This is a genomic window from Lysobacterales bacterium (genome assembly GCA_014946745.1).
Classification (GTDB): domain Bacteria; phylum Pseudomonadota; class Gammaproteobacteria; order Xanthomonadales; family Xanthomonadaceae; genus Aquimonas.
Window position 1 is genome coordinate 256,257 of the sequence record JADCRD010000002.1, and the last position, 22,364, is coordinate 278,620.

Genomic DNA, 22,364 nt, shown 5'->3' on the forward strand with positions numbered 1-22,364 from the left:
CGGCCTGAGCAATGGCGAACGCGCAGCGTCGGCCGGAGGCTGGGAAGTGGGGCCTGCGCGAGCACCACGCAAGCGGCGCGCACACTGCCCGCAGCCGCGTGAAGCAGCGGCGAGACCGTTCCGCGTCAGCCGCCAAGCTTCTGCCAGAGCTGACCCAGCGCGAGTCCGCCCGCACCGATCAGCACGCCGAAGTAGATCACGGTGGCGATCTGCGCGACATGGCCGATCAGGATGGCCAGGCCATCGCGCTGGATCAGGCCGACCGCATAGAACAGCAGGGCCAGCGCCGGCAGGGTGTTGCTGAAGGGCACGAAGCCGAACGGTGCCATCAGCAGCAGGGCCGCGCTGATGAAGGCGAGGTTGTTGACGACGCCGATGCCGCGGCCATCGGCCAGCGAGGGCAGGCGGTGCGGGCGGCTGATGCGCTCCAGCCGGTGCACCCAGACCAGCCCCGAACTCAGCCCCGCGCGCACGCGCTCGGAGGGCAGCTGGCGCTGCTTCAGCCGCGCCGGAATCCACAGCGGCCGGCCCGACAGGCGGCTCAGGCCGACCAGCAGGATGGCCGCGCCGAACACCGTGCTGACGCCAGGGATCGACACCGGGATCAGGAACACCAGCACCAGCAGCAGACTGAGCAGCAGCAGGCCCTCCTCACCCACGGCATCCAGCAGGGCGCCCAGCGCGAGGCCGTCCGCGGGCAGGCCATCGATCAGGCGCTGCAGCTGTTCGGCGAGGCTGGCGGAAGCCTTTGTGTCAGCGGGAGAAGAAGTCGGACTCAAGGGAATGCCATCATGCGCGGCGCGCGGCGTACCGCGCGGGGCCGCGAGCTTAGCAGCCCCTCATGGAAGCCTCTCGACCTTGCCGATGCGCCTGTCTATCGCCCGCCCCCTCGTTCTCGTCCTGCTGCTGTCCTGCGCCCTGCCCTGTCTCACCTCGCAGGCCAAGGCGGCGGAGACGCTGGAACGCGGCAATGGGCCCGAGCCTTCCACCCTGGACGCCCACCGCTGCCAGGAGATCGCCTGCGCCAACGTGCTGCGCGATCTCTACGAGGGCCTGGTCGCGGAAGACGCGCACGGCGCCTTGATCCCCGGTCTGGCCCAAGCCTCGGCGCGCAGCGAGGACGGGCTCGAATGGACCTTCACCCTGCGCGAGGGCGCGCGCTGGAGCGACGGCCAGCCCATCGATGCAGCGCAGCTGGCGGCCAGCTTCCGCCGCGCCTTCGCCCCCACCACAGCGGCACCCTTGGCGCCTTTGCTGTATGCGATCGACCAGGCCGCCGAGGTGCAGGCGGGCCGCGCGCCGCCCAGCGCGCTCGGCGTCGAAGCCCTGGACGCGCGCACTCTGCGCATCCGCCTGCACGAACCGATCGACCTGCTGCCGCGTCTCACCCTGCCGATCGCGTTTCCGCTGCGGGTCGACGCCATCGAGACCCACGGTGCCGGCCACACCCAGCCGGGCCGGCTGATCGGCAACGGCGCGTATCGTCTCGACGCCTGGCGGCCGCAGTCGATGATTACGCTGGCGCGCAATCCGCATTTCCACACGCCTGCGGCCATCGAGCGCGTGCGCTTCCACGTCACCGAAGACGCCGCCAGCGAGCTCAAACGCTATGCCGCGGGCGATCTGCACATCACCGAGACGGTGCCGCCGGGCCGGCTGGATCGGCTACGCGCGCGTTTCGGCGACGAGCTGCGCATCAGCCCCTATCTCGGCGTGTTCTTTCTGGGCCTGAACAACGAACGCGCGCCGCTGGATTCCAGGCCACTGCGCGAGGCGCTGAACCTGAGCCTCGACCGCGAGCTGCTGGTGCGCGCTGTAACGGGCATGGGCGAAGCGCCGGCCTATACCCTCGTGCCGCCGGGCGTGCGCGGGCACGCGTCGATCCCACCGGTGTGGGCGCAGTGGACGCCGGAACAGCGGCTGGAGCGCGCCCGTTCGGCCTATGCCGAGGCCGGCTACTCGGCGGAGAACCCGGCGCGCCTCGTCCTGCGCTACAACACCTCGACCGTGCATCGGCGGGTGGCGCTGGCGGTGGCGGCGATGTGGCGCGAGCAGCTTGGCGTCATCACCGAGCTGCGCAACGAGGAGTGGAAGGTGTTCGTGGCGAATCGTCGGCAGCGCCGGGTGACCGAAGTCTTCCGCGGCGGCTGGATTGCCGACTACGACGATGCCGGCAGCTTCCTCGACCTGTTCGCCAGCGGCAGCCCGCTGAACTGGAGCGGCTATGCCGACGCCGACTATGCGCGCCTGCTGGGCGCAGCCGGCGCCGCCAGCGATCCAGACGTGCGCGCGAGCCTGCGCGCGCAGGCCGAAGCCCGACTGCTCGAAACCTTCCCGATCGTGCCACTGTACTTCTACACCTCGAAGCATCTGGTCAGCCCACGACTGCGCGGCTTCGAGCCGAACCCGCTGGACCGCCACCCCAGCCGCTTCCTGCGCTTCGCCGAATGAAGCTGCCGCGCCTCGCCTCACGCCTCCTGGAAGCCGCACTGACGCTGTGGCTTCTGCTCAGCCTGTGCTTCGTGCTGCTGCGGCTGGCGCCGGGCGGGCCCTTCGACGGCGAGCGCGCCGCACCGCCCGAAATCGAAGCCGCACTGGCCCAGGCCTATCGCCTCGATGCCCCGCTGTGGCAGCAGTACTTCGAATGGTTCGGCGGCCTGCTGCGCGGCGATCTGGGCCCGAGCTTCACCTATCCCGACCAGCAGGTCAGCGACCTGATCCTGCAGGCCCTGCCGGTGACGCTGATCACCGGCGGCCTCGCCCTGCTGCTGGCGCTGGTGCTGGCTCTGCCGCTGGGCTGGCTGGCGGCGCGGGCGCGCGGACGCTGGCCCGATCGCCTGCTGATGGGCGTGTCGGGTCTCGGGCTGGCCCTGCCCAAGTACGTGGTCGCACCGCTGCTGGTGCTGGTGTTCGCCGTGCTCTTGAAGCTGCTGCCGGCCGGCGGCTGGGGACGCGCGGTCCAACTGGTGCTGCCGGTGCTGGCGCTCAGCCTGCCCAACCTCGCCTATGCGGCGCGGCTGGTGCGTGCGGGCCTGCTGGAGGCCTGGGAGTCGGACTGGTATCGCGCCGCGCAGGCCCGCGGGCTGTCCGCATCAAGCCTGCTGCTGCGGCATGCCGCGCCGGTGGCCCTGCTGCCGCTGCTGGCCTGGATTGCGCCGGCGGCGATCAACCTGCTGAGCGGCTCGGCGGTGGTCGAGCAGATCTTCGGCCTGCCGGGCCTGGGGCGCTACTTCGTGCAGGGCGCGCTCAACCGCGACTACACCCTGGTGCTGGGCGTGGTGGCGACGGTCGGCGTCGGCATCGTGCTGGTGAACGCGGTGATCGACGGCCTGCGCGCGCGCATCGAGCAGCGCGACGCATAGGGTGGGCCCTGGCGCACCGCAGGCCCGCCCACACCGCAGACCTCGTGTGGCTGGGCCAGCGCACGTGTACACCCTTCAACGCCGCGGTGGGCCAGGGCCCACCCTATGGCGCCGCGTTGATGCGGGGCGATGGAGGGCCGAGCCGGCCCTAGGCTTGAGCGGGCGGTTCGAGCGGCCAGCGCAGCAGGGCTTCTTCCTGCGGGCGCGCGAACAGATAGCCCTGGCCGGTGTCGCAGCCGAGCGCGCGCAGCACTGCGGCCTCCTCGTGGGTTTCGACGCCCTCGGCGACCGTGGCGAGGCTGAACTCTTCAGCCAGTGCAAGAATCGCCTTGACCACGCCCTGGCTGGTGACCGAGCGGCCCATGCCGCGCACGAAGCTCTGGTCGATCTTGAGCCGATCCGGACGCAGCCGCCCCAGATAGGCCAGGGAGGAGAAGCCCGTTCCGAAATCATCGATGGCGAGTTTCAGCCCGCGTGCGCGCAGGCGATCCAGGCGCAGCAGCACGGAATCCGCGTGCTCCATCAGCACCGACTCGGTGAGCTCCAGCTCCAGCGCCTCGGCGTGCAGGCCGCTGTCGGTCAGCGCCGCCTCGACGCTGGCTTCGAAGTCTTCGCGCTTGAACTGCAGGGTCGAAACGTTGACCGATACCGGCACCGCCGGCAGCCCGCGCTGGCGCAGGCGCATGGCGGCCGCACAAGCCTCGCGCAGAACGAACTCGCCGAGCGGCACGATCAAGCCCGTGCGCTCCGCCAGGGGGATGAATTCGGCCGGCGAGACTTGACCACGTTCGGGGTGGCGCCAGCGCACCAGGGCTTCGTAGCCCACCAGCGCGCCACTGCGCAAATCGATCTGTGGCTGAAACACCAGGAAGAACTCCTGACGGATGAGCCCATGCCGGAGCTGCGATTCGAGCGTCAGCGCCGCAAGGCCACGACTGGCCAGATCGGCGCGATAGGCCTGCACCGTGTTGCGACCGGCCCGCTGAGCCGCGCCAAGCGCGAGCTCGGCCGACTTGGCCAGAGCCTCGGCGCTGGCACCGTCCTCCGGCCCCATCGCGAGCCCGATGCTGACGCCGAGGCTCAGCTCGCCGGCGTCGACCTCGAAAGGCTCACTGAGCGCACGCTGCACGCGGACAGCCAGCGCCTGGGCCTGTTCGGCGCTGGCCGTGGGCACCGCCACCAGGAACTCATCGGCGCTGATCCGCGATATCCAGGCTTCGGGAGGCAGCTCGCGCGACATGCGTCCGGGCATGGCGCGCAGCAGCAGATCACCGGTGGCATAGCCCAGGGACTCGTTGATCTGACGAAAGCGATCGATGTCGACATGCAGCAGGGCAACGGCTGACTTGCCTGCCTGCAGCTCCGCCTCCAGCGCCTTGAGCAGACGCTCGCGCCGCGGCAGGCCGGTCAGCAGGTCGTGCGCGCCCAGGTACTCGATGCGCGACTCGAAGGCCTTGCGGTCTGAGGTCTCGACGAACTGGCCGATGTAGTGCATCGGCTGTCCGTGCGCGTCATCCACGCGGGTGATGGTCAACCACTGCGGATAGACGCTGCCGTCACGCCGGCGGTTCCACAGCTCGCCCTCCCAGCGCCCCTTCTCGGACAGATCGCGCCACATCGCGGCGTAGAACTCCGGCGTGTGGTGGCCCGAGGCCAGCAGATTGGGACGCTGTCCCAGCACCTCGCTGCGCGTGTAGCCGGTGATCGTCTCGAAGGTCCGGTTGACGTCGATGATGCGGGCTTCGGCATCGCAGATCAGAATGCCGAGCTGGCTGCTGGCAAAGACTTCACTGACCAGCCGCAGCGCCGATTCGGTGCGCTTGCGCGCGTCGATATCGATCAGCACCCCGGCCAGGGCGCGCGGCTCGCCAGCGGCATCGCGCTCGACCACGGTGCCGCGGCCGAGCAGCCACGCCCAGCCCTCGCCGCGACGCACCCGGAACTCCTCGTCCAGCAGCATCGGACAGGGCTCACCGGGACGCAGACGCTCCTGCAGTCGGCGCGCATCGTCAGGATGCAGCAGCGCCAGCAGCCGTTCGACAGGCTGCAGGGCATCGCTGACGCTGGATTCGCTGGCAGCGTCAAGCTCGGCCTGCGCTCCGGCGCAGAGCTCGGTGCCCAGCATGCGCGCGGCGCGCGCTGACAGGCGCAGCTGCGCGGGGCCCAGGTGCAGCTGCCAAGCGCCCAACTCGGCCGCTTCCATGGCCAGACGCTCGCGCCGCTCGGCGCTGCGGCGTGCCTGCTCGGCCTGCTGGCGGCCGATTAACAGGTGCAGATCGCGCGCCAACAGCTCCAGGGCAGAAAGCCATTCGCGCTCGCCTTCGCCCGGCGTGCGCCAGACCTCCAGCAGGCCGGGCATGTGCGGATCGTCCGCCGCCTGCACGCGCAGATCGAAGCAGCAGTTCGGGGCACCGGAGGTGATCTGCAGCGGCGCTGGGATCTCTCCGGCCGCGCCCAGCGTCTTCGGCTCGGGGCCGGTCGACAGCACGCGCGCGGCCGCGAAGCCTCCGCTGTCCACCAGCAGCGTGCACAGGGCCTGCAGGCGCTCGTCGAGCGGTCGGTCCTCGGCCAGCAGGCGCCCCCCGTGCAGAGTCAGACGCTGGACGCCTTCATGGCGATTGAGTCGTTCAAGCCCGGCATCGAGGGCGCGACCGATCATGCCCAGCTCATCGTCGCCATCGACGCCGGAAACCTCCGGGCTGGCGCCGGCGTACAGCGAGTGCGCAGCGACCTGCAGACGGGCACTGCGCTCGAGCAGAAGCAGACGCAGCAACCACCAGATCAGGACCGCTGCAATCACCAGGATCAAGGCTTCGCCCCGGAACAGTCGGCGCATGTCCCAGCGTGCCTGGGCCTCTTCCTGCGTCATGTCCATCAACACCATGAGACGGCCGTAGGCGGGCGGCGCGCTGCGGGTCAGAACCGGCTCCACTCGCAGCGCGCGCGGCGGGGCTTCGATCAGTGCGGCGTCCTCTGGCGGATACCCCGCAAGGCGCTGCAGCAGGCTCAGCTCATCGGCGTTCAGGCGCGCCTTGATCGCGGGCAGGGCGCCTCCGATGTCGGCGCGACGCAGGCTTGCGAGCACCTCGCCACGATCGTCCAGCAGCCAGGCCTCGCGCACCGCCGGGTACAGCGCCAGCCGCGTGACCAAGGCCCGACGCCCCGCGATATCGCCCATCTCGGCATCGCTTTCGATGCGCCTGGCGGTCTGCCCGACCAGCTCGCCCAGGCTCAGCATGGCGCTTGTGCGAACCTGCTCCAGGGCCTGCATGCTGCGCAGCTGGAACTGCACGAGCAGCACCAGGGCAGACAGACACATGATGAAGACCGGCAGTGTCAGCCGAGCCGGCCAGCGGATCAGCACAGCGCGCAAGCCCTGCTCAATCCGCACGGTCTTCCCTCGCAAGCTGCGCGGCCTGCGGCCGCGGATCAAGCAAAGCCAGGCTTGGCGAAGCGACCAGCTCTCTGCGAGCAGTGAGCAGCGAGGACAGCTCGGGCAGCACGCGCGCCAGCGCAGAATCGGGTGCCGTCAGCAGGACATGGCTGCGGCGGGCATCAAAGAACTCGATGCCCGCCAGTGCGGCCCGGTACTCCTGTTCGCTGAGCCCCGTGCCCGGCAGCAGCAGCCCCATCGGCAGGGCCGCAGGTGCACTGAATTCGGCGACGCCGCGCTGCCAGGCCGTCAGCAGCTCGGCCAGCGCGTCTGCGCGCCCTTCGATCACAGGCTCACGGGCGACCAGAACGTCGAACACCAGACCGCGGATTTCGCGCGTGCTGTGCAGCAGCGTGTGGCCTTGTGCCAGCAGACGACTCAGCACAGGCTCGTAGCAGACAACCGCGTCGGCATCGCCATCCTGCCAGCGCCGTTCAAGATGGACCGCACGCACCTGCGCCACAGAGACGGCGTCGGGCCCAAGCCCAGATGCCCGCAGGCTGGCGGCAAGCATCAGCCCGCCCACGGCGCTGTCCTCGACCAGCACGGTGCGTCCCGAAAGGCCTCTGGCCGGATCCAAGCCGGCACGCAGCACGACGCCGTCGGCGCCCCGCGACTCCGACAGTACGGCGATCACCCGCAGATCCGGCATACGGCGCCACAGCCGAAGCGCTTCATCGAGCGTCACCGCAGCGGCGTCGAGTCGACCATCGCGCAGGGCGTTGAGGGTGTCGGTCGCTGAAGGCAGCTCGACCAGGCGCACGCGCGACGACAGCTGCCCCTGCTCACGCTGCAGGACCAGCGGGTCGTAGCCCAACCACGGCCCCATGGCCACGGCCAACGGGGGCGTCGGCGGCGGCACCAGGGCCACCGCCGCAAGCAGCGCCACCACGCCGAAGAAGAGCGCGCCGGCAAGCGCACGCGCGCGCTGGTAGCGCGGCGATCGAGACGCGTAGGGGGCAGCGTCAGCAGACAAGGAGGAAGAATCCACGTCGGGCAGCGCACGCTGCGCCCGAACGCCTGCAAACGATATGCCGCCGTGGGCTGTCGCCGCTGGCGACGCGGCGGTGACACTCACGCGGTATGGGACTTGCTTGCCCGGTCGGGACAACCGAGCGCAGGGCACCCGCAGCAACGGCGCCCATTCACAGGAGTCCAGACATGAGCGACACCGCCGAGCCCCGAGGCACCCGCGTGCGGATCCCCGATCCGAATTGGGACAAGATGCGCGAGACGGTGCTCATGATGGAGCTCGCTGTCGGCCAGATCGAAGGCGCAATGCGCGACAGCGACAGCTCGGTGCAGGTCCTGACCGACACCTTCACGGTGATGGCGCGGCACATGGCGACGATCGCGTCCGACGCCGCCAGCCTGCCCGACGAGGGCGAGCTGGGCGAGGTCAAGCGTCGGATGTCCGGCGCCGCCGCGCAGGTGACCGGCATGGTTCACCAGTCGATCATCGCCTTCCAGTTCTACGACCGGCTGGTGCAGCGACTGAGCCACGTCAGCCACGGCCTGGAGTGGCTGGCTGAGGTCGTCAGCGATGAACAGCGCGCGACAACGCCGGAGGAGTGGCTGTCGCTGCAGGAGAAGATCCGGGCCCGCTACTCGATGCCGGAAGAAGTGGAGATGTTCGAGGCGGTGCTGCTGCACGGAAAGTCCGTGCAGCAGGCCTTGGCCGAGTTCATGGAGAAGATGAAGAACAAGGGCGACGACATCGAGCTGTTCTGAGGGCCGCCGCGGCGCGCCGGGCGGGGCTCAGCGGCGGCGCAGGCGCAGCACGCGGCCCGGCAGCATGGTCTCGCGCTCGCGGCGCAGCTCGATCGGCACATCGAGCTCTACGTCGAAGCCATGCTCCAAGGCGAGCCTGCGCAGATAGGTCGTTGCATGCGCGTAGCGACCGCTGGGCTGCAGGCGGAAGCCAGGAGCGTGCTCACCTTCCAGGACTTCCATCGAGAGCAGCAGCCAGCCGCCGGAACGCAGCGCGGAAGCCGACAGCGCGAAGACTTCCTCCAGAGCGCCGACGTAGATGAAGACGTCCGCGGCCAGCAGCAGATCCCAGGCCTGCGGTGTCTGTGCCAGTTGCACCTGCAGCGAGGCCGCGTGCAAGGCGTCGTAGAGCCCGCGCGCCGAGGCCTTCGCCAGCATTTTCGGCGACAGATCCGCGCCCTCCAGACGTCGCGCCAGCGGACGCAGGGCGGGGGCGGCCAGCCCGGTGCCGCAGCCGAGATCGAGAACATCAAGATCCGCGGCCGCTGGCAGGTACTGCCCGAGCTGTTCGGGCAAGCGATAGCCCAGCCGCTCGACCAGCCACTGGTCGAAGTCGCCGGCCATGTCATCGAACAGACGACGGACGAAGGCATCGGGCGGGCGCGACGGCTGCCCGCCGCGCAGCGTGTCGAGCTTGAAGGCCAGACTGGGCGAGGTGGGGTTCAAGGCCAGCGCCTCGGCGAAGGCCTCGGCAGCGGCGGCGGTGTCGCCTGCGAGCTGCAGGGCCTCGCCGAGATTCTCCCAGGCCGCTGACTGGCCGGCATCCAGCGCCAGCGACTGACGCAGCGCCTCGATCGCCGGCGTGAACCGGCGCAACTGGAAGAAAATCCGCCCCAGCGTGCACCAGCCGATCGCGAAGTCCGGCGCGGCGGCGAGCGCGGACTGCATCAGCAGCTGAGCATCGGCCAGCGCGCCGCGCTCACTCAGCAGGTTGGCCAGATTGTTGGCCGCTTGCACAAGCTGCGGCTTGGCCTGCAAGGCCGCACGATAACTGTGCTCGGCAGCGGCGAAGTCGCCCTGCATCGCCTGCACCACGGCGAGGTTGTAGTGCGCCTCGGCCCAGGCCGGGGCAGCGCGCGCAGCCGCGTCGAACCCCCGATGCGCAGCGTCGACGTCGCCGTCCTGCAGCGCGATCGCTGCGCTCTGGAAGTGCGCGCCCGGATGCGCGGGCGCATGGGCCAGGCACTGGGCCAGCGCCGCCTGGGCGCGGGCACGCTGCCCGCACTGGGCCGCCGCCACCGCATGCAGGTAGGCGACATCCGCGGCCTGGTCTTGAAGCGGGCAGGCCTCCAGCAGCGCCAGCGCCTGCGCCATCCGACCTGCGCTCATCAACTCCTGCAGGCGTGCGACGAGGGCCGGAGTCACCGCCGTCATCCGCCAACGGGCCCCAACTGCAGCCAGGCGGCAAGCCGCGCCCGCGCCTCGTCCACGCCGAGGCCGGTCTGCGCCGAGAACAGCTGCGCGCTCTGGCCCTCGCCCAGCTCCGCGCGCACTTCGCGCAGGGTCTGCGCCTGGGCGCCGCGGCCGAGCTTGTCCGCCTTGGTCAACAGCACATGGCAGGGCAGGCCGCGCGCTTCGCCAAAGCCAAGCATCTGACGGTCGAAATCGCGCAACGGATGGCGGATGTCCATCACCACCACCAGGCCGGCGAGCGAGCGGCGGTTCTGAAAGTAGCCTTCGATCAGCCCCCGCCAGTGATCGCGCAGCTCTGGCGGCACCTTGGCGAAGCCGTAGCCGGGCAGATCGACAAGGAAACGCGCCGGCGCGAGCTGGAAGTACACCAGCTGCTGGGTCCGTCCGGGCGTTTTGCTGGTGCGGGCCAATGCACCCTGGTCGCACACGCGGTTGATGGCGCTGGACTTGCCGGCATTCGAGCGGCCTGCGATCGCCACTTCGACGGCGTCATCGGCAGGCAGCTGACGCGGGGTGTGCACGCTCAGCAGATAGCTGGCGGCGCGGAACGGGTTCGGCTCTGACATGAAGAATCCAAGGCGGACGGGGGCGGCGCGCGATGCGGCTTCGTTGACCCGTCATGGGCGGGCTGGAATAATCCCGCGATTCCCGCGCCCGCCGTAGCCTACGGTGGTGCCAGCGGTCGAGACAGCATTCCAGTTCGGAGCAAGTGTATGAGTTTTCGCCGCTTCCTTGGGCTGGCGGGCCTTCTGGCCGCCTCCTCCGTCCTCGCCCAGAACGCCGCGGAGGTGACCGCAGCGCCGGAGCAGGCGCCTGCCCAAGTGGCTGCACTGGCGGACGACAACGCCAAGCCGGTGCCTGGCGATGCCGCAGCCGGCCAGAGCAAGGCCGCCGTGTGTGCGGCCTGCCACGGCATGGACGGCAACTCCGCCGATCCGCAGTACCCCAAGCTGGCGGGTCAGCATGAGCGCTACATCGCCCGTCATCTGGCGCTCTACAAGAGCGGAGAGCGCAACAACGCGATCATGCTCGGCTTCGCGGCCGGTTTGTCGCCGCAAGACATGCGCGACATCGGGGCCTACTTCGCCACCCAGAAGGTGCGCGCCGGTCTGGCTGACGAGAGCGTGATCGAGAGCGGCCCGAACGAGGGCAAGAAGTTCTACCAGGTAGGCGAGAAGCTCTACCGCGGCGGCGACCTCGAACGCGGCGTCCCGGCGTGTGCGGCGTGCCACGGCCCGGCTGGCAAGGGCAACCCGGGTCCGGCCTACCCAAGCCTTGGCGGACAGCACGCGACCTACACGGCAGCCCAGCTCAAGCTGTTCCGCGACGGTCTGGTGCACGGCCGCGACGCGAACGCCAACGCGGTGATGTCCGGCGTGGCGCGCTATCTGACCGACGAAGAGATCCAGGCCCTGGCCACTTATATTGAAGGTCTGCACGAAGCGGAATAGGCGCGGAACCCCTCGCGCCGCACGCGGTCGCAGGCCTGGCTCGCGGTGCCCGCGGGCCGTGACCTGATGTTCAGACAGGCCCGCCTACGCTCGGCGGGCCTCTACCTATCCGGAGACCCTCCATGCTGATGCGCCTGTTCGCCGCTGCCGCCCTGTTCGCCGCCACCGCCTGCTCGGCCCAGACGCCGGCCTCCGCTACGGCGCCCGTCGCCGGCACCGACTACGTCCTGATCAACCCGCCGGTGCCGACCAGCGCCGCCCCGGGCAAGATCGAGGTCGTCGAAGTGTTCGGCTACAGCTGCGTGCACTGCGCGACCTTCCAGCCGGTGGTCAACGATTGGAAGAAGACGCTGCCCGAGCACGTCCAGTTCAGCTACATGCCCGCGGTGTTCGGCGGCGCCTGGGAGATCTATGCGCGTGCGTACTACGCCGCCGAGACCATGGGCATCCTCGACAAGTCGCACGACGCGATCTTCAAGGCCCTGCACACCGACCGTAAGCCCGTCCAGAGCATCGAGGACGTGGCCGATCTGTACACCCCCTATGGCGTGACCCGCGAGGATTTCCTGGCCAGCATGCAGAGCTTCGCCGTCAACGCGAAGATCGCCCGCGCCCAGCAGACCGTGCAGCGCTACGGCGTTGAGGGCACGCCCTCGATGATCGTCAACGGCAAGTACCGCGTCATGTCGCCGGCGCAGGGGGGGTTCCCGCGCCTGCTTGAGATCGTCGACGCCCTGGTCGCGCAGGAGCATGCCGCCGCCACGGGCGGCTGATTCGCCGCTCCAGCTCGCAATGCCCAAGCGTCTCCCATCGGCCCCGGTCGCGCATGCGCCCGGGGCCGCTGCGTCTCAGGTGCCCGCGTCCACGCGGCTGTCCGTGCTGAGTGCGAACATCCAGGCCGGGGCGCGCACCGACCGCTACATGGACTACGTCTCGCGGCCGTGGACGCATGTGCTGCCCCACCGCGACAAGCGCGGCAATCTCGACGCACTGGCCGGCATGGCCCGCGGCTTCGATCTGGTGGGCCTGCAGGAGTCCGACCCGGGTTCGCTGCGCTCCGGCTTCGTCAACCAGACGCACTACCTGGCTGAGCGCGGCCGCTTTCCGTTCTGGAGCCATCAGCCCAACCGCCGCATGGGCGGCATCGCCACCAGCGCCAACGCGCTGCTGAGCCGGCTGGAGCCACAGGAAGTGATCGACCATCCCCTGCCCGGCCGCATCCCCGGACGCGGCGCGCTGCTGGCGCGCTACGGCCAAGGCAGCGATGCCCTGGTGGTGGTGGTCGCGCACCTCTCGCTCGGCGTGAAGTCGCGACTGGCGCAGCTCAGCTTCATTGCCGAACTCATCGAGGACGCGCCCCGGGCACTGCTGATGGGCGATTTCAACTGCGAACCGCAGTCGTCCGAGATGCAGGCCCTGTATCGACGCACCCGTTTGCTGCCGCCTGAGAGCATGCTGCCGAGCTTTCCGAGCTGGCGGCCCAAGCGCGCGATCGACCACATCCTGGTCAGCGAAGGCATCCGGGTGCAGCGCCGCTGGCTGCTGGAGGGGGCGCCCGCCGACCACCTGCCGGTGGCGGCCGAGATCGAACTGCCAGGGGCGCTGTAGCGAAAAGCCGCCTGCAGCTACTCGGCACACCGCTAGCGCCAATCCCGAATCCCCGAAAGCACGAGCCCCGCGCAGCGGGGCTCGTGCATTTCAGCATGCGATCACACTGAGGCTCAGAAGCGCAGGTCGATCTTGCCGTAGATGAAGCGCTCCGGCAGGTCGTAGGTGGACGCGTCGTAGCCGTTCAATGAGCAGGAGAGGCAAAGCGGCGCCCGCTTCTCGAACAGGTTGTTGACGCCCAGCGTGAACTGGGCGCCTTCCAGCATCGGTGCCTGCCAGCCCAGCTGCAGATCGTGGTAGGTGGTCGAGCCGAGCGGGTTGGCGCTCGGCGCCGGGTTGCGGCAGACCGGGAGCGTGCGCGCGGTGCCGCAGTCTTCCGTCAGGCGATCGATGAAGCGGGTGGTCCAGCGTGCGCTGAAATCGCCGTAGGTCCAGTCGACCGCGAGGTTGGAGGTCCACTCGGGGATCGCGCTGTTGTTGACCTCGATACCCACGCGGCGCGGCTGCTGCACGCCATTGGCGCCGCGCGCCACGTAGTCGTCGACGAAGGTGTTCTGCCAGTCGACGCGGAACTGGCCAATACCCGTGTCGGGCAAGGTCCAGCCGATGTCGAAGTCGTAGCCGCTGGTCTCGAAGCTGCCGAGATTCTGCAGGCGGTTGTCGAAACCGTTGATGCCGCCGGTGGTGGCGCGGGTGATGCCCTGGCAGAAGGGCGAAGACGGGCCGCCCGCCACGCACAGGTTCAGCTGGGTCTGCGCGTCGATGGCCTGGATGCCACCTTCCAGCTCGTGCTGATACCAGGCGAACTCGATGTCTAGACGCTGCGACCAGGCGCTGTTCTCGGCGAAGCCCGGGCTCCACACGAAGCCCGCCGAGGTGCTGTCGACCATTTCCGGCTGCAGGCTGACGTTGCCGCCGGTAGTGACCGAGATCTGCGAATTGGCCTGCTGGGCGCCCGCCGGCACACCAAAGGCCGCGCAGTTCGCGCGGGGCGGCGCCCCGGTCAGGCTGATCAGGCAGGGGTCGTCGAGCTGAGCATCGAAGCGGCTGGCCGAGCCGAACAGTTCGCCGATCGAGGGCGCACGGAAGCCTTCCGCGAAGGTGCCGCGCAGCAGGAACTGCTCGTTGAGCTGCCAGCGCAGGCCGAGCTTGCCGGTGCTCTCGCCGCCGAAGGTGGAGTAGTCCGAGTAGCGCCCCGCCACGCTGAGGTCGAGGCGCGAGCTCCCAGCCTCATAGATCGGCGCATTGAGCTCTACGAAGTACTCGGTGACGTCGTACTCGCCCGAGGTCGGTCGCGAGGGCACGCCGTTGTACTCGCCGGCGACGGTGAGCGCATCCGGGCGGTAGAACCCGTCCAGGCGACGGTGCTCGAAGCCGGTCGCGAACGACAGCGCGCCGGCAGGCAGGCTGAACAGGTCGCCGGTGAGGTTGCCTGAGATCAGCTCGATGTTGTTCTCGCTGGCGTCGCGCACCACCGGCTGGATGTAGTTCAGCATCTCGCGGGTCAGCGTGCCCGGGCCGCCGAAGATGTTGATCGGCACGCAGCGTGGATCGGCCTGGCAGACCGACAGCGGGCCCAGGCCTTGAGCGATGCGGCGGATGTTGTAGCTGCCGAAGTTGGTCTGCTCCGCCTGGTTGCTGCTGCGCGCGTAGTTCAGGTCCCACAGCAGGGCGCGGCCGCCGAGGTCGAAGCTGCCCTCAAGGCCGGTGCCGAAGTACCAGGTATCGACCACCTGCTCGAAGCGGCGCGGGCCGCCTTCGATCGGACGGCGGCCGATCAGCACCAGGTTGGCGCCGGGGCCGCTGGAGATCAGATCGAATCCGAAAGGATTGAAGGGGTTGCTCGCGGAAATGCGGATGTTGTCGGCATAGGGATTGCCGGTGCCGGCGTCGGGGCCGAGGAAGATCGGCTCGGGCGCCGCCTGATTGGCCGACTCGCGACGGTTGAACAGTGCGCGGACGTAGGCGGTGGTGGATTCACCCAGCTCGATGCGGCCCTGCGAGAACACCGACTTGCGGGTGCTCGGGGTGAGAATCAGGTTGTACTCGGCAAAGTTGAAGCGGTTCGCCGTGGTGAAGGGGATGAAATCCTGCGGGTAGCGCGGACCGTTCGGAAAGGACTGGCCGTTCGGCGTGGTGATGTTCTGCGCCTGCCGCGTATTGGGGTCAGTGAAAACGAAGCGGCCGTTCGGCGTCGCCGAGCTGCCAAAGGTGAGCCCGGTGCCGGGACGCGGAACGCCGGAAAAGTCGTAAGTCGAGGACGCGATCTCTTTCTGCTCGGTGCGCGAGACGCCGAGGAAGAAGGCGTGGCGATCGCCGCTGCCGCCCAGGCTGGCATCGATCGAGCTGGTCTGGCCGCGGTCACCGCCGTAGCCGCCGAACTGCACCGAGACCTGGGCGCCGTCGGTTTCGCGCCGGGTGATGATGTTGACGACGCCAGCGATGGCGTCCGCTCCATAGATCGCGGATGCACCGTCCTCCAGGATCTCGATGCGCTCGATGATGCCGAGCGGGATGGTGTTGAGGTCGGTGGCCGAGCCCACGCCCGAGGCCGAGGATTCGTTCACCCAGCGCACGCCGTCGACCAGCACCAGCACGCGCTGCGCGCCGAGGTGGCGCAGATCGACGGTGGCGGCGCCCGCGCCCACACCGCTGCCGTCCGGCGGAAAGCCGAAGTTGCCGCTGGAGTTGAACTTGGTGTTGAGCGAAGAGCCGCCGCCGGTCATCTGCTGCAGCAGATCGGCCACGGCGGTGAGGCCCGTGCGCTGGATCTGTTCGCGGGTGATGACCTGGATCGGCGACTGGCCTTCGATCTCGGATTTCTTGATTCGCGAACCGGTGACCTCGACGCGCTCAAGCTCGCGCGCTTCGTCCTGCGCCACGGCGAGCGCCGGCAGCAGCAGAACAGGCAGGACACAGTGGATCGCCGCCGATAGACGACGGTGACGGATGGTGTTCATGGCTCCCCTTTCATGCAAAGAGCGCCCGCAGGCGCGGATCGGTGCCGATCGACGTCCCCCGACGCGATCGGCGCGCGGAGTTTTAGCGCGCGGCGTGCATGCTGACAACTCTTGATCCTGCTGCGCTGATCAGACACGACACTGTTCAGCGCAGATCCGTTTCGCTCAACGGATCAACAGGCTGAAGCCGACCAGGTACAGGAAGGCCGCGAACACGCGCTTCAGGGCCGGGCCGCTCAGACGATGCGCGAGGCGCGTGCCCAGCGGAGCCATCGTGACCGAAGCCGCAGCAATACCGAGCGCGGCCGGCAGGTAGACGTAGCCAATCGAGCCGGCCAGGCCGGGCGCAGGCGGCGACAGCCAGGCGTAGCTGCTGGCGCTGGCCAAAGCAATGGCCACGCCGCAGGCGCTGGACGTTCCCACCGCGCGCACCGGCGGCACGCCCAGCCAGACCAGCAGGGGCACCGTCATGCTGCCGCCGCCGATGCCGACCACCGCCGACAGCCCGCCGATGCCGAGGCCCGCCGCCGCCAGACCCGGCGAGCGCGGCGCATCGCTGCGCTGCTGCGCGGCGCGCGGCGTGCCAAAGGCGAGTTGACTGCCCGCCAGCAGACAGAAGCCCGCGACGCACCAGCGCAGGGTGTCGCTGGCCAACGCGCTGGCGAAGACAGCGCCAGCGATTCCGCCTGCGAGCAGGCCAGGCACCAAGGTCCAGACGCTGGGCCAGAGCACGCTGCCGCGGCGCGCGTGCGCGCGCGCCGAGGACAGTCCCGTCAGCACGATACTCGCCAGCGAGGTGGCCAGCGCGACATGCATGACCTGTTCGGCGGGCACGCCCTGCAGCGGCAGCAGCCAGGCCAGCGCGGCGACGATCACAAGCCCGCCGCCGACGCCCAGCAGACCGGCCAGCAGTCCCGCACACGCGCCGAGCGCCAAGTACATCAGCCATAGGCTCATCAGCAAGCGTCCCCTCGAAGCGGCACGGCCCAGGGGCCTGTGGAAGAATCAGCGCGCGGCCCCGCTGCCCGACCACGAAGGTCGTCGCCGATCAGGTTCGCGCGCGACACGTGGCGGCGATGGGCCAGTCCGCCCGGCATTGTCCCACGCAGGCCGCCCCCCTCTCCCATTGATGACCCGGAATGTTGAATCACCTGCGGCTCGCTCTGACGTGTCTGTTGAGCCTGTGCGGCCCTCGCGCAGCGCACGCCGAACCTGTGTTCGCCACGGATCCGGATCGGCTGTCCGAACTGCGGCGCGCGCTTACGGAGGCGCCGCAGAGCGATGAGGCCACGCTGCGCGCCCTCGCCCAGCGACTGGGACGCGATCCGCTCTGGCCCTGGATCGAGCAGCAGCACCTGCGCAGCCGCAAGGCGCATGTGCCCGTACAGCGCCTCGTGGAGTTTCTCGACCGCCACGCGGGCGAACCCGTCGCGGCCGTGCTGCGGACAGCGCTGCTGCGGGAGCTGGCGCAGCGCGGCGACTGGTCGGGCTTCCAGCGCATCGGCCTGGGCCCTGGCAAGGTCAATGATCCCGAGTTGCGCTGCCATGAGCTGACCTCGCGCTTCGCGCGCGGCGACGACGCGACGGTCGTGGCCGAGGCACTGCAGCTCTGGGATCGCGGCGACACTCTGCCCGCCGCCTGCGACCCCGCCATCGAGGCCTTGCGGCGGATCGGCCAGCTGGATGCGCCACGCGTGCTGCGGCGGATCGAAGCGGCCGCTGCACTCGGCAATGCCGGCCTGATGCGGCACCTCGCCAGGTCGCTGGAGCCCGGTCTGCGCAAGCGCATCGAAGCCGAGGCGGATTTCGTCGAGGCGCCTTCGGCCGGCCTCATCCAAGCGGCATCCCCGGCGAAGCCGCGCACGCGCGCCGCGATCGAGGCAGGGCTCACGGCGCTGGCCCGACGCGATCCTGCGTCAGCGGAGTCTCTGCTGGATGCCATGAGCGCGCCGTTGGCGCTTGAGAGCGATCGGATCGGCCGCGTGCGGCACGCGATCGCCCTGTGGAGTGCGGCCAGCTATCTGCCGGAAGCCGCCGACCGCTTCGCTCGCGTGCCGAACGCAGCCTTCGACGCGCGCCTGCACGAGTGGCGGGTGCGCGAAGCGATCGCGCGGCGCGACGCAGAGGCCGCGCTCGCGGCGCTCGCCGCCATGCCGCAGACGCTGCGCGAGCGCGCTCGCTGGCAGCTGATCGAGGCCCGTCTGCTGACTGCGCGAGGCGATGCCGAAGCGGCGCAGACGCGGCTGCGGCAGGCCGCGACCGAAGCCAATTTCCACGGCTTTCTGGCAGCCGAACTGGCAGGCCTCGACTACCCGCTCTGTCCGCTGCCGGCCGCGCGCGGCGCTGGGGCCAAGCGCGCGCTCGAACGCGCCGGCGTGGCCCAGGCGCTGGATCTGTACGCGCTCGGCCGCCCGGGCTGGGCGCACCTGCAGTGGCAGCAGGCGATGGCGCGGCTGCCCTTGGACCAGCAGGCGCTGGCGGTGGAGGCCGCACTGCAGCGCGGCTGGTACGACCGCGCCTCGCAGACCCTGGGCAGCGGCGCGGGCATGCGCTACTACGCGCAGCGATTTCCGCTCCCCCACGCCGCCGCGCTGCAGCGCGAAGCCCGCCGCCATGGCCTGCCGGCCGCTTGGGTGGCAGGGCTGATCCGCGCCGAGAGCAGCTGGATGTCATCAGCCCGGTCGCCGGCGGATGCGCGTGGACTGATGCAGCTGCTGCCGGGCACAGGGCGCGATACCGCGCGTCGCCTGGGCCTCGCCTTCAGCGGCGCCCAGGCCCTGCATCAACCGCGATTGAACATCGCGCTCGGCACGGCCTACCTGCGGCAGATGCTCGACGCCCACCAGGGCCAGCCGGGGCTGGCCACGGCGGCCTACAACGCCGGCCCGGCGGCGGTTGGACGCTGGCTGGCAGCGCGGCCGCCGACCGCGCCACTGCTGGACGATCCGCTGCTGTGGCTTGAGACGGTTCCCTTCCACGAAACCCGCGAGTACGTTGCCCGCGTCATGGCCTTCAGCCTGATCTACGACTGGCGACTGGAACAGCAGGCCGGTTCGCTGCTCGCGCGGCTCAAGGGGACAGCCGCCGGAGCCGCGCGCGGTTTCCACTGCCCCGCACCTGAGGCGCACACGCGTGCGCGCTCTCTTCGCGCCGATGACGGACTGATCGCCGCACTCGGTTCGGCATCCTGAGGAAGCTCCGATCTATCGGAGCTTCTCTCGCGCCAGGGACGGCGCGCGCGCGGATCAGGACAGCTCTACTGGCTGGGCGCTTCCTGGATCACCTGCAAGCTGGGCGCGCGCATGCGAAGTTCGCCGTCTCGCGTGAGCTGCACCGCCACTTTCAGGCGCTGATCGGTCCCCTGAGGGATCTGGAAACGCAGGCTGTAGCGCTGCTGCTTGACGGGACCGGCCTGCATCGGCGGCTCGGTCGACAGCGCCAGCAGGGTCCGCGCGCCCATCATCGGCAGATCTCCCGGCGCGAAGCCGGAGACCTCGACGGACAGGCCGGTGGCGTCGAAGGCTTCGCCGCGGGCCTCTCCGATTTCGCCGGTGAGCTCGGCTGACCACTCCAAGGTCTTGCCCGCCAGTTCAGCCACTTCGAAGGTTTGGCCGATGCTGCCCCAGGGTTCGACGCCGATACGCTTGAGTACGACCCAGCCCTCCTTGACCTCCAGGCTGTACGAGGCATCGCCGGCATGCTGCCGCAGCTGCCAGTGCTTCAGCGCCTGCTCGACGCCCGCGACGGCGAACTCGGGGTCCTTGATCAGCCCAGGCGCAACGGCAGCAGGTGGAGTCGCCTCCGTGGATGGAGTCACCTCCGTGGTCGGAGGCACGCTGTCCATCGATTCGGACGCGTTCGAGCAGGCGCTGAGCTGAAGCGCCAGTAGACAGGGAAGCAGTGCGGCACGTGCGTTCAAAGGGAATGCTCCATGGGCTCCGCGCGCGGCGGACATCGGTGGCAGTGTACTTAAGGCAACACGGATCACGTCCATCCTGAGCCTGATCGGCGGTCTCGCCCCCGTGGCGTGCGGCAGACCTCCGCACGCCGCGATTCGACGGGGCTGCGCAACAGAGCGGCCGGTCAGGGGCTTGCTCTGTTGCGCCCGGGGCCCTTGCTGCGGCTGTCGGTGCGCCTGCGCGATCCCGGCGGGACGGCGCTGCCCAGCACGCGGCCCGCGCCCGGCATCGCGGTCTGCGCGGGCGATCAGCCCGGGTATTCGCCCAGCGCGGCCAGGCCGTTGGCGCGCGCGCGCTCGAACACGGTGTTCTGCGCGGCCGCGAGGTTACCCGCCATGTCCTGGGCCCAGATCTTCAGCGCTGCCTGCTGCATGGCGCGGCCGTAGCTGAAGGACAGCGGCCAGGGGCGATGGCCGAGCTGGTTCATCGCGTTCAGGTGCAGGGTGGCGGCCTCATCGCTCTGGCCACCCGACAGGAACACGATGCCCGGCAGGTTGGCAGGCACCGAGGCGCGCAGGCAGCGCAGGGTGGCGAGCGCCACTTCCTCGACCGAGGCCTGCTCGGGGCAGTCCTTGCCCGGCAGCACCATGCTGGCTTTCAGGATCGTGCCTTCGATCAGCACGTTCTGCTCGTACAGGGCACCGAACAGCGAGCGCAGCGTCGCTTCGGTGACTTCGTAGCAGGTCTCGATGTCATGGGCGCCGTCCATCAAAACTTCCGGCTCCACCATCGGCACGATGCCCTGCTCCTGGCACAGCGCCGCATAGCGCGCCAGCGCGTGGGTATTGGCTTCGATGCAGCTGCCCGAGGGAGTGTCATCGGAAATGGTGATCACCGCGCGCCACTTGGCGAACTTCGCGCCAAGACGGGCGTACTCCTTCAAGCGGTCGCGCAGGCCGTCGAGGCCCTCGGTCACCAGCTCGCCCGGGAAACCCGCCAGGGGGGCGGTGCCCTTGTCGACCTTGATGCCCGGCAGGATGCCGTTCTTGGTCATGTACTCGGCGAAGGGCAGGCCGGCGCGGGTGGCCTGACGCAGGGTTTCGTCGTACAGGATGGCGCCGGAGATGTGCTGGCTCAGGTTCGGCGCGGTAAGCAGCATCTCGCGATAGGCGCGGCGGTGCTCCTCGGTGTTCTCGACGCCAACGCTCTCGAAGCGCTTCTTGATGGTGTTGGTGGACTCATCGATGGCGATGATGCCCTTGCCCGGGGCCACCATGGCCTGGGCGATGTCTTCCAGCTGTTCGATGCTCATAGCGGCTCCGTTGGCGGCGACTCGGCCAAGGCCGGTCGCTGTGGGGGAATCGAGGCGGACACGCCGCAGACGGGCGTGCAGGCGAAGGGACACGGCCACGCCGCGCGGCGAAAGCCGTGGCGGCGATCACGGAAGTATAGCGGCAGCTCGTCGCCGCCCGAAGACCGGGCTTGGCGCGGCAGCGGCTCCCGAAGCCTTCCGCGCAGCCCGATCGGCGCTGCTGCCGATCAGCCCCGCATGCCCGTAACCCCGTTCGCTCGACTGCTGCGTACAGAGCCTCCGCCTGGCCCTTCCGCTGCCAGGGGGAGCGTGTTCCATGTCAGCCCATTCCAAAACACTGCAGGGATTCTCGGTCATGCGCTGCCTCGGCATGACGGCCACCCTGAGCCTGCATCTCGGCGCCGGTCTGATGATGTTCGTCGGCGCCAAACCGATCGAGACCGCAGAGGCCGAGGCACCCGCTACGTCAGAACCGTTTGTCTGGATCGATGCGCCGCCTCCGCCCCCACCCCCCCCACCGCCTCCGCCCCCACCGCCGCCTCCAAAGAGGCCGCCGCCGCCGCGGCCGACGCTGCCGGCCGTCGCCCCCCCGCCGCCGGTGGACATCCCCGAGCCGAGCGCGATGGCGGTCTACACGCCACCCATTGAACCGACACGCGAGCTGCCCAGCGCCTACGCGGGGCCCGGTCCTGCTGTCGAAGAAGGCCCCTACGAAGTGAGCAACCTGGCTTACGCGCGTCCGCCCGGCGCACCGAACTACCCGGGACCCGCGCTGCGGGCTCGCCAGGAGGGCCTGGTCATGCTTCGCATCCACGTCGACACGCAGGGCGTGCCCACACACGTCGAGGTTGAGCGCTCCAGCGGACACCGTGCGCTTGACCGCGCCGCCGTCGATTACGCGCTCAAGCGGCTGCGCTTCAAGCCCGCCGAGCGCGATGGCCGTGCGATCGCCGCCATTGCTCGGGTGCCTGTCGACTTCCGACTGCCTGGACGCGCCTGAGCGCAGATGGGCCGGCGCCCAGTGCCGGCCCGGATGGCGCAGGAAACTCCAGTGTTCCAAGCGCCTTGCGCGTCATGGCGGTCACGCTCGCGGATCGAGCACGCCATGCTTGATCCAGCGCAAGCGAGTCCGGCGACGCCGGACTCGCGGCGAAGG

Annotated in this window: 17 protein-coding genes; 8 read left to right on the plus strand and 9 right to left on the minus strand. The window is 69.7% G+C overall.

Going from position 1 to position 22,364, the window contains the following annotated elements; translation table 11 throughout:
- Positions 1-125: 125 nt before the first annotated feature.
- Positions 126-779: an exopolysaccharide biosynthesis protein gene (locus H4O13_13375; protein MBE5316378.1), complete on the minus strand. Its 654-nt coding sequence runs from the start codon at positions 777-779 to the stop codon at positions 126-128.
- An 85-nt stretch (positions 780-864) separates the two neighbouring features.
- On the opposite strand from H4O13_13375, the gene H4O13_13380 reads away from it, so the two are divergent.
- The gene (locus H4O13_13380) at positions 865-2,451 is read left to right on the plus strand and encodes a peptide ABC transporter substrate-binding protein (GenBank protein MBE5316379.1); all 1,587 of its coding nucleotides are present in this window, start codon (positions 865-867) and stop codon (positions 2,449-2,451) included.
- The gene (locus tag H4O13_13385; GenBank protein MBE5316380.1) at positions 2,448-3,362 is read left to right on the plus strand and encodes an ABC transporter permease subunit; all 915 of its coding nucleotides are present in this window, start codon (positions 2,448-2,450) and stop codon (positions 3,360-3,362) included. Before H4O13_13380 ends, H4O13_13385 begins: the two co-directional genes overlap by 4 nt.
- 148 nt (positions 3,363-3,510) lie before the next feature.
- Here H4O13_13385 and H4O13_13390 read toward each other — a convergent pair whose 3' ends face one another.
- Together H4O13_13390 and H4O13_13395 are read right to left on the minus strand one after the other, a co-directional pair.
- Entirely contained in the window at positions 3,511-6,735 is a 3,225-nt protein-coding gene (locus H4O13_13390; GenBank protein MBE5316381.1) for an EAL domain-containing protein, read from the minus strand.
- A gap of 7 nt (positions 6,736-6,742) precedes the next feature.
- A complete protein-coding gene (locus H4O13_13395) occupies positions 6,743-7,771 on the minus strand; it encodes an ABC transporter substrate-binding protein (GenBank protein ID MBE5316382.1) in 1,029 nt (342 codons plus the stop codon).
- Positions 7,772-7,956: 185 nt separating this feature from the next.
- Between H4O13_13395 and H4O13_13400 the strand changes: the two genes are divergently transcribed.
- Positions 7,957-8,526: a hypothetical protein gene (locus H4O13_13400; GenBank protein MBE5316383.1), complete on the plus strand. Its 570-nt coding sequence runs from the start codon at positions 7,957-7,959 to the stop codon at positions 8,524-8,526.
- A 27-nt stretch (positions 8,527-8,553) separates the two neighbouring features.
- On the opposite strand, the gene H4O13_13405 is transcribed toward H4O13_13400, so the two are convergent.
- Both H4O13_13405 and H4O13_13410 read right to left on the minus strand, forming a co-directional pair.
- The gene (locus tag H4O13_13405) at positions 8,554-9,930 is read right to left on the minus strand and encodes a tetratricopeptide repeat protein (GenBank protein ID MBE5316384.1); all 1,377 of its coding nucleotides are present in this window, start codon (positions 9,928-9,930) and stop codon (positions 8,554-8,556) included.
- A gap of 5 nt (positions 9,931-9,935) precedes the next feature.
- A complete protein-coding gene (locus tag H4O13_13410; GenBank protein MBE5316385.1) occupies positions 9,936-10,544 on the minus strand; it encodes a YihA family ribosome biogenesis GTP-binding protein in 609 nt (202 codons plus the stop codon).
- A 147-nt stretch (positions 10,545-10,691) separates the two neighbouring features.
- Here H4O13_13410 and H4O13_13415 point away from each other — a divergent pair, with 147 nt between their 5' ends.
- The 3 genes from H4O13_13415 to H4O13_13425 all read left to right on the plus strand — a co-directional run bounded on the left by H4O13_13415 (position 10,692) and on the right by H4O13_13425 (position 13,037).
- On the plus strand, positions 10,692-11,429 hold the full coding sequence (locus tag H4O13_13415; protein ID MBE5316386.1) for a c-type cytochrome: 738 nt from the start codon (positions 10,692-10,694) through the stop codon (positions 11,427-11,429).
- A 122-nt stretch (positions 11,430-11,551) separates the two neighbouring features.
- Positions 11,552-12,202: a thiol:disulfide interchange protein DsbA/DsbL gene (locus tag H4O13_13420; protein MBE5316387.1), complete on the plus strand. Its 651-nt coding sequence runs from the start codon at positions 11,552-11,554 to the stop codon at positions 12,200-12,202.
- A 103-nt stretch (positions 12,203-12,305) separates the two neighbouring features.
- A complete protein-coding gene (locus tag H4O13_13425; GenBank protein ID MBE5316388.1) occupies positions 12,306-13,037 on the plus strand; it encodes an endonuclease/exonuclease/phosphatase family protein in 732 nt (243 codons plus the stop codon).
- Between the two features lie 113 nt (positions 13,038-13,150).
- Here the strand turns inward: H4O13_13425 and H4O13_13430 are convergent, their stop codons facing one another.
- Positions 13,151-15,997, minus strand: coding sequence for a TonB-dependent receptor (locus H4O13_13430; protein ID MBE5316389.1), 2,847 nt, complete (start codon positions 15,995-15,997; stop codon positions 13,151-13,153).
- A gap of 165 nt (positions 15,998-16,162) precedes the next feature.
- Positions 16,163-16,954, minus strand: coding sequence for a sulfite exporter TauE/SafE family protein (locus H4O13_13435; GenBank protein ID MBE5316390.1), 792 nt, complete (start codon positions 16,952-16,954; stop codon positions 16,163-16,165).
- Positions 16,955-17,136: 182 nt separating this feature from the next.
- Between H4O13_13435 and H4O13_13440 the strand changes: the two genes are divergently transcribed.
- A complete protein-coding gene (locus tag H4O13_13440; GenBank protein ID MBE5316391.1) occupies positions 17,137-19,188 on the plus strand; it encodes a lytic transglycosylase domain-containing protein in 2,052 nt (683 codons plus the stop codon).
- Between the two features lie 65 nt (positions 19,189-19,253).
- On the opposite strand, the gene H4O13_13445 is transcribed toward H4O13_13440, so the two are convergent.
- Together H4O13_13445 and H4O13_13450 are read right to left on the minus strand one after the other, a co-directional pair.
- Positions 19,254-19,814: a hypothetical protein gene (locus tag H4O13_13445; protein ID MBE5316392.1), complete on the minus strand. Its 561-nt coding sequence runs from the start codon at positions 19,812-19,814 to the stop codon at positions 19,254-19,256.
- 389 nt (positions 19,815-20,203) lie between these two features.
- Positions 20,204-21,208: a fructose-bisphosphate aldolase class I gene (locus tag H4O13_13450; protein ID MBE5316393.1), complete on the minus strand. Its 1,005-nt coding sequence runs from the start codon at positions 21,206-21,208 to the stop codon at positions 20,204-20,206.
- A gap of 316 nt (positions 21,209-21,524) precedes the next feature.
- On the opposite strand from H4O13_13450, the gene H4O13_13455 reads away from it, so the two are divergent.
- Positions 21,525-22,208, plus strand: a complete 684-nt coding sequence (locus H4O13_13455; protein ID MBE5316394.1) for a TonB family protein — start codon at positions 21,525-21,527, stop codon at positions 22,206-22,208.
- Positions 22,209-22,364 lie beyond the last annotated feature (156 nt).

Excerpts from the sequence above, each read along its gene's own strand:
- H4O13_13380 (MBE5316379.1), top strand. The coding sequence starts at position 865 with ATGCGCCTGTCTATCGCCCGCCCCCTCGTTCTCGTCCTGCTGCTGTCC.
- H4O13_13385 (MBE5316380.1), top strand. The coding sequence starts at position 2,448 with ATGAAGCTGCCGCGCCTCGCCTCACGCCTCCTGGAAGCCGCACTGACG.
- H4O13_13400 (MBE5316383.1), top strand. The coding sequence starts at position 7,957 with ATGAGCGACACCGCCGAGCCCCGAGGCACCCGCGTGCGGATCCCCGAT.
- H4O13_13410 (MBE5316385.1), bottom strand. The coding sequence starts at position 10,544 with ATGTCAGAGCCGAACCCGTTCCGCGCCGCCAGCTATCTGCTGAGCGTG.
- H4O13_13415 (MBE5316386.1), top strand. The coding sequence starts at position 10,692 with ATGAGTTTTCGCCGCTTCCTTGGGCTGGCGGGCCTTCTGGCCGCCTCC.
- H4O13_13420 (MBE5316387.1), top strand. The coding sequence starts at position 11,552 with ATGCTGATGCGCCTGTTCGCCGCTGCCGCCCTGTTCGCCGCCACCGCC.
- H4O13_13430 (MBE5316389.1), bottom strand. The coding sequence starts at position 15,997 with ATGAACACCATCCGTCACCGTCGTCTATCGGCGGCGATCCACTGTGTC.
- H4O13_13435 (MBE5316390.1), bottom strand. The coding sequence starts at position 16,954 with ATGAGCCTATGGCTGATGTACTTGGCGCTCGGCGCGTGTGCGGGACTG.
- H4O13_13440 (MBE5316391.1), top strand. The coding sequence starts at position 17,137 with ATGTTGAATCACCTGCGGCTCGCTCTGACGTGTCTGTTGAGCCTGTGC.
- H4O13_13450 (MBE5316393.1), bottom strand. The coding sequence starts at position 21,208 with ATGAGCATCGAACAGCTGGAAGACATCGCCCAGGCCATGGTGGCCCCG.
- H4O13_13455 (MBE5316394.1), top strand. The coding sequence starts at position 21,525 with ATGTCAGCCCATTCCAAAACACTGCAGGGATTCTCGGTCATGCGCTGC.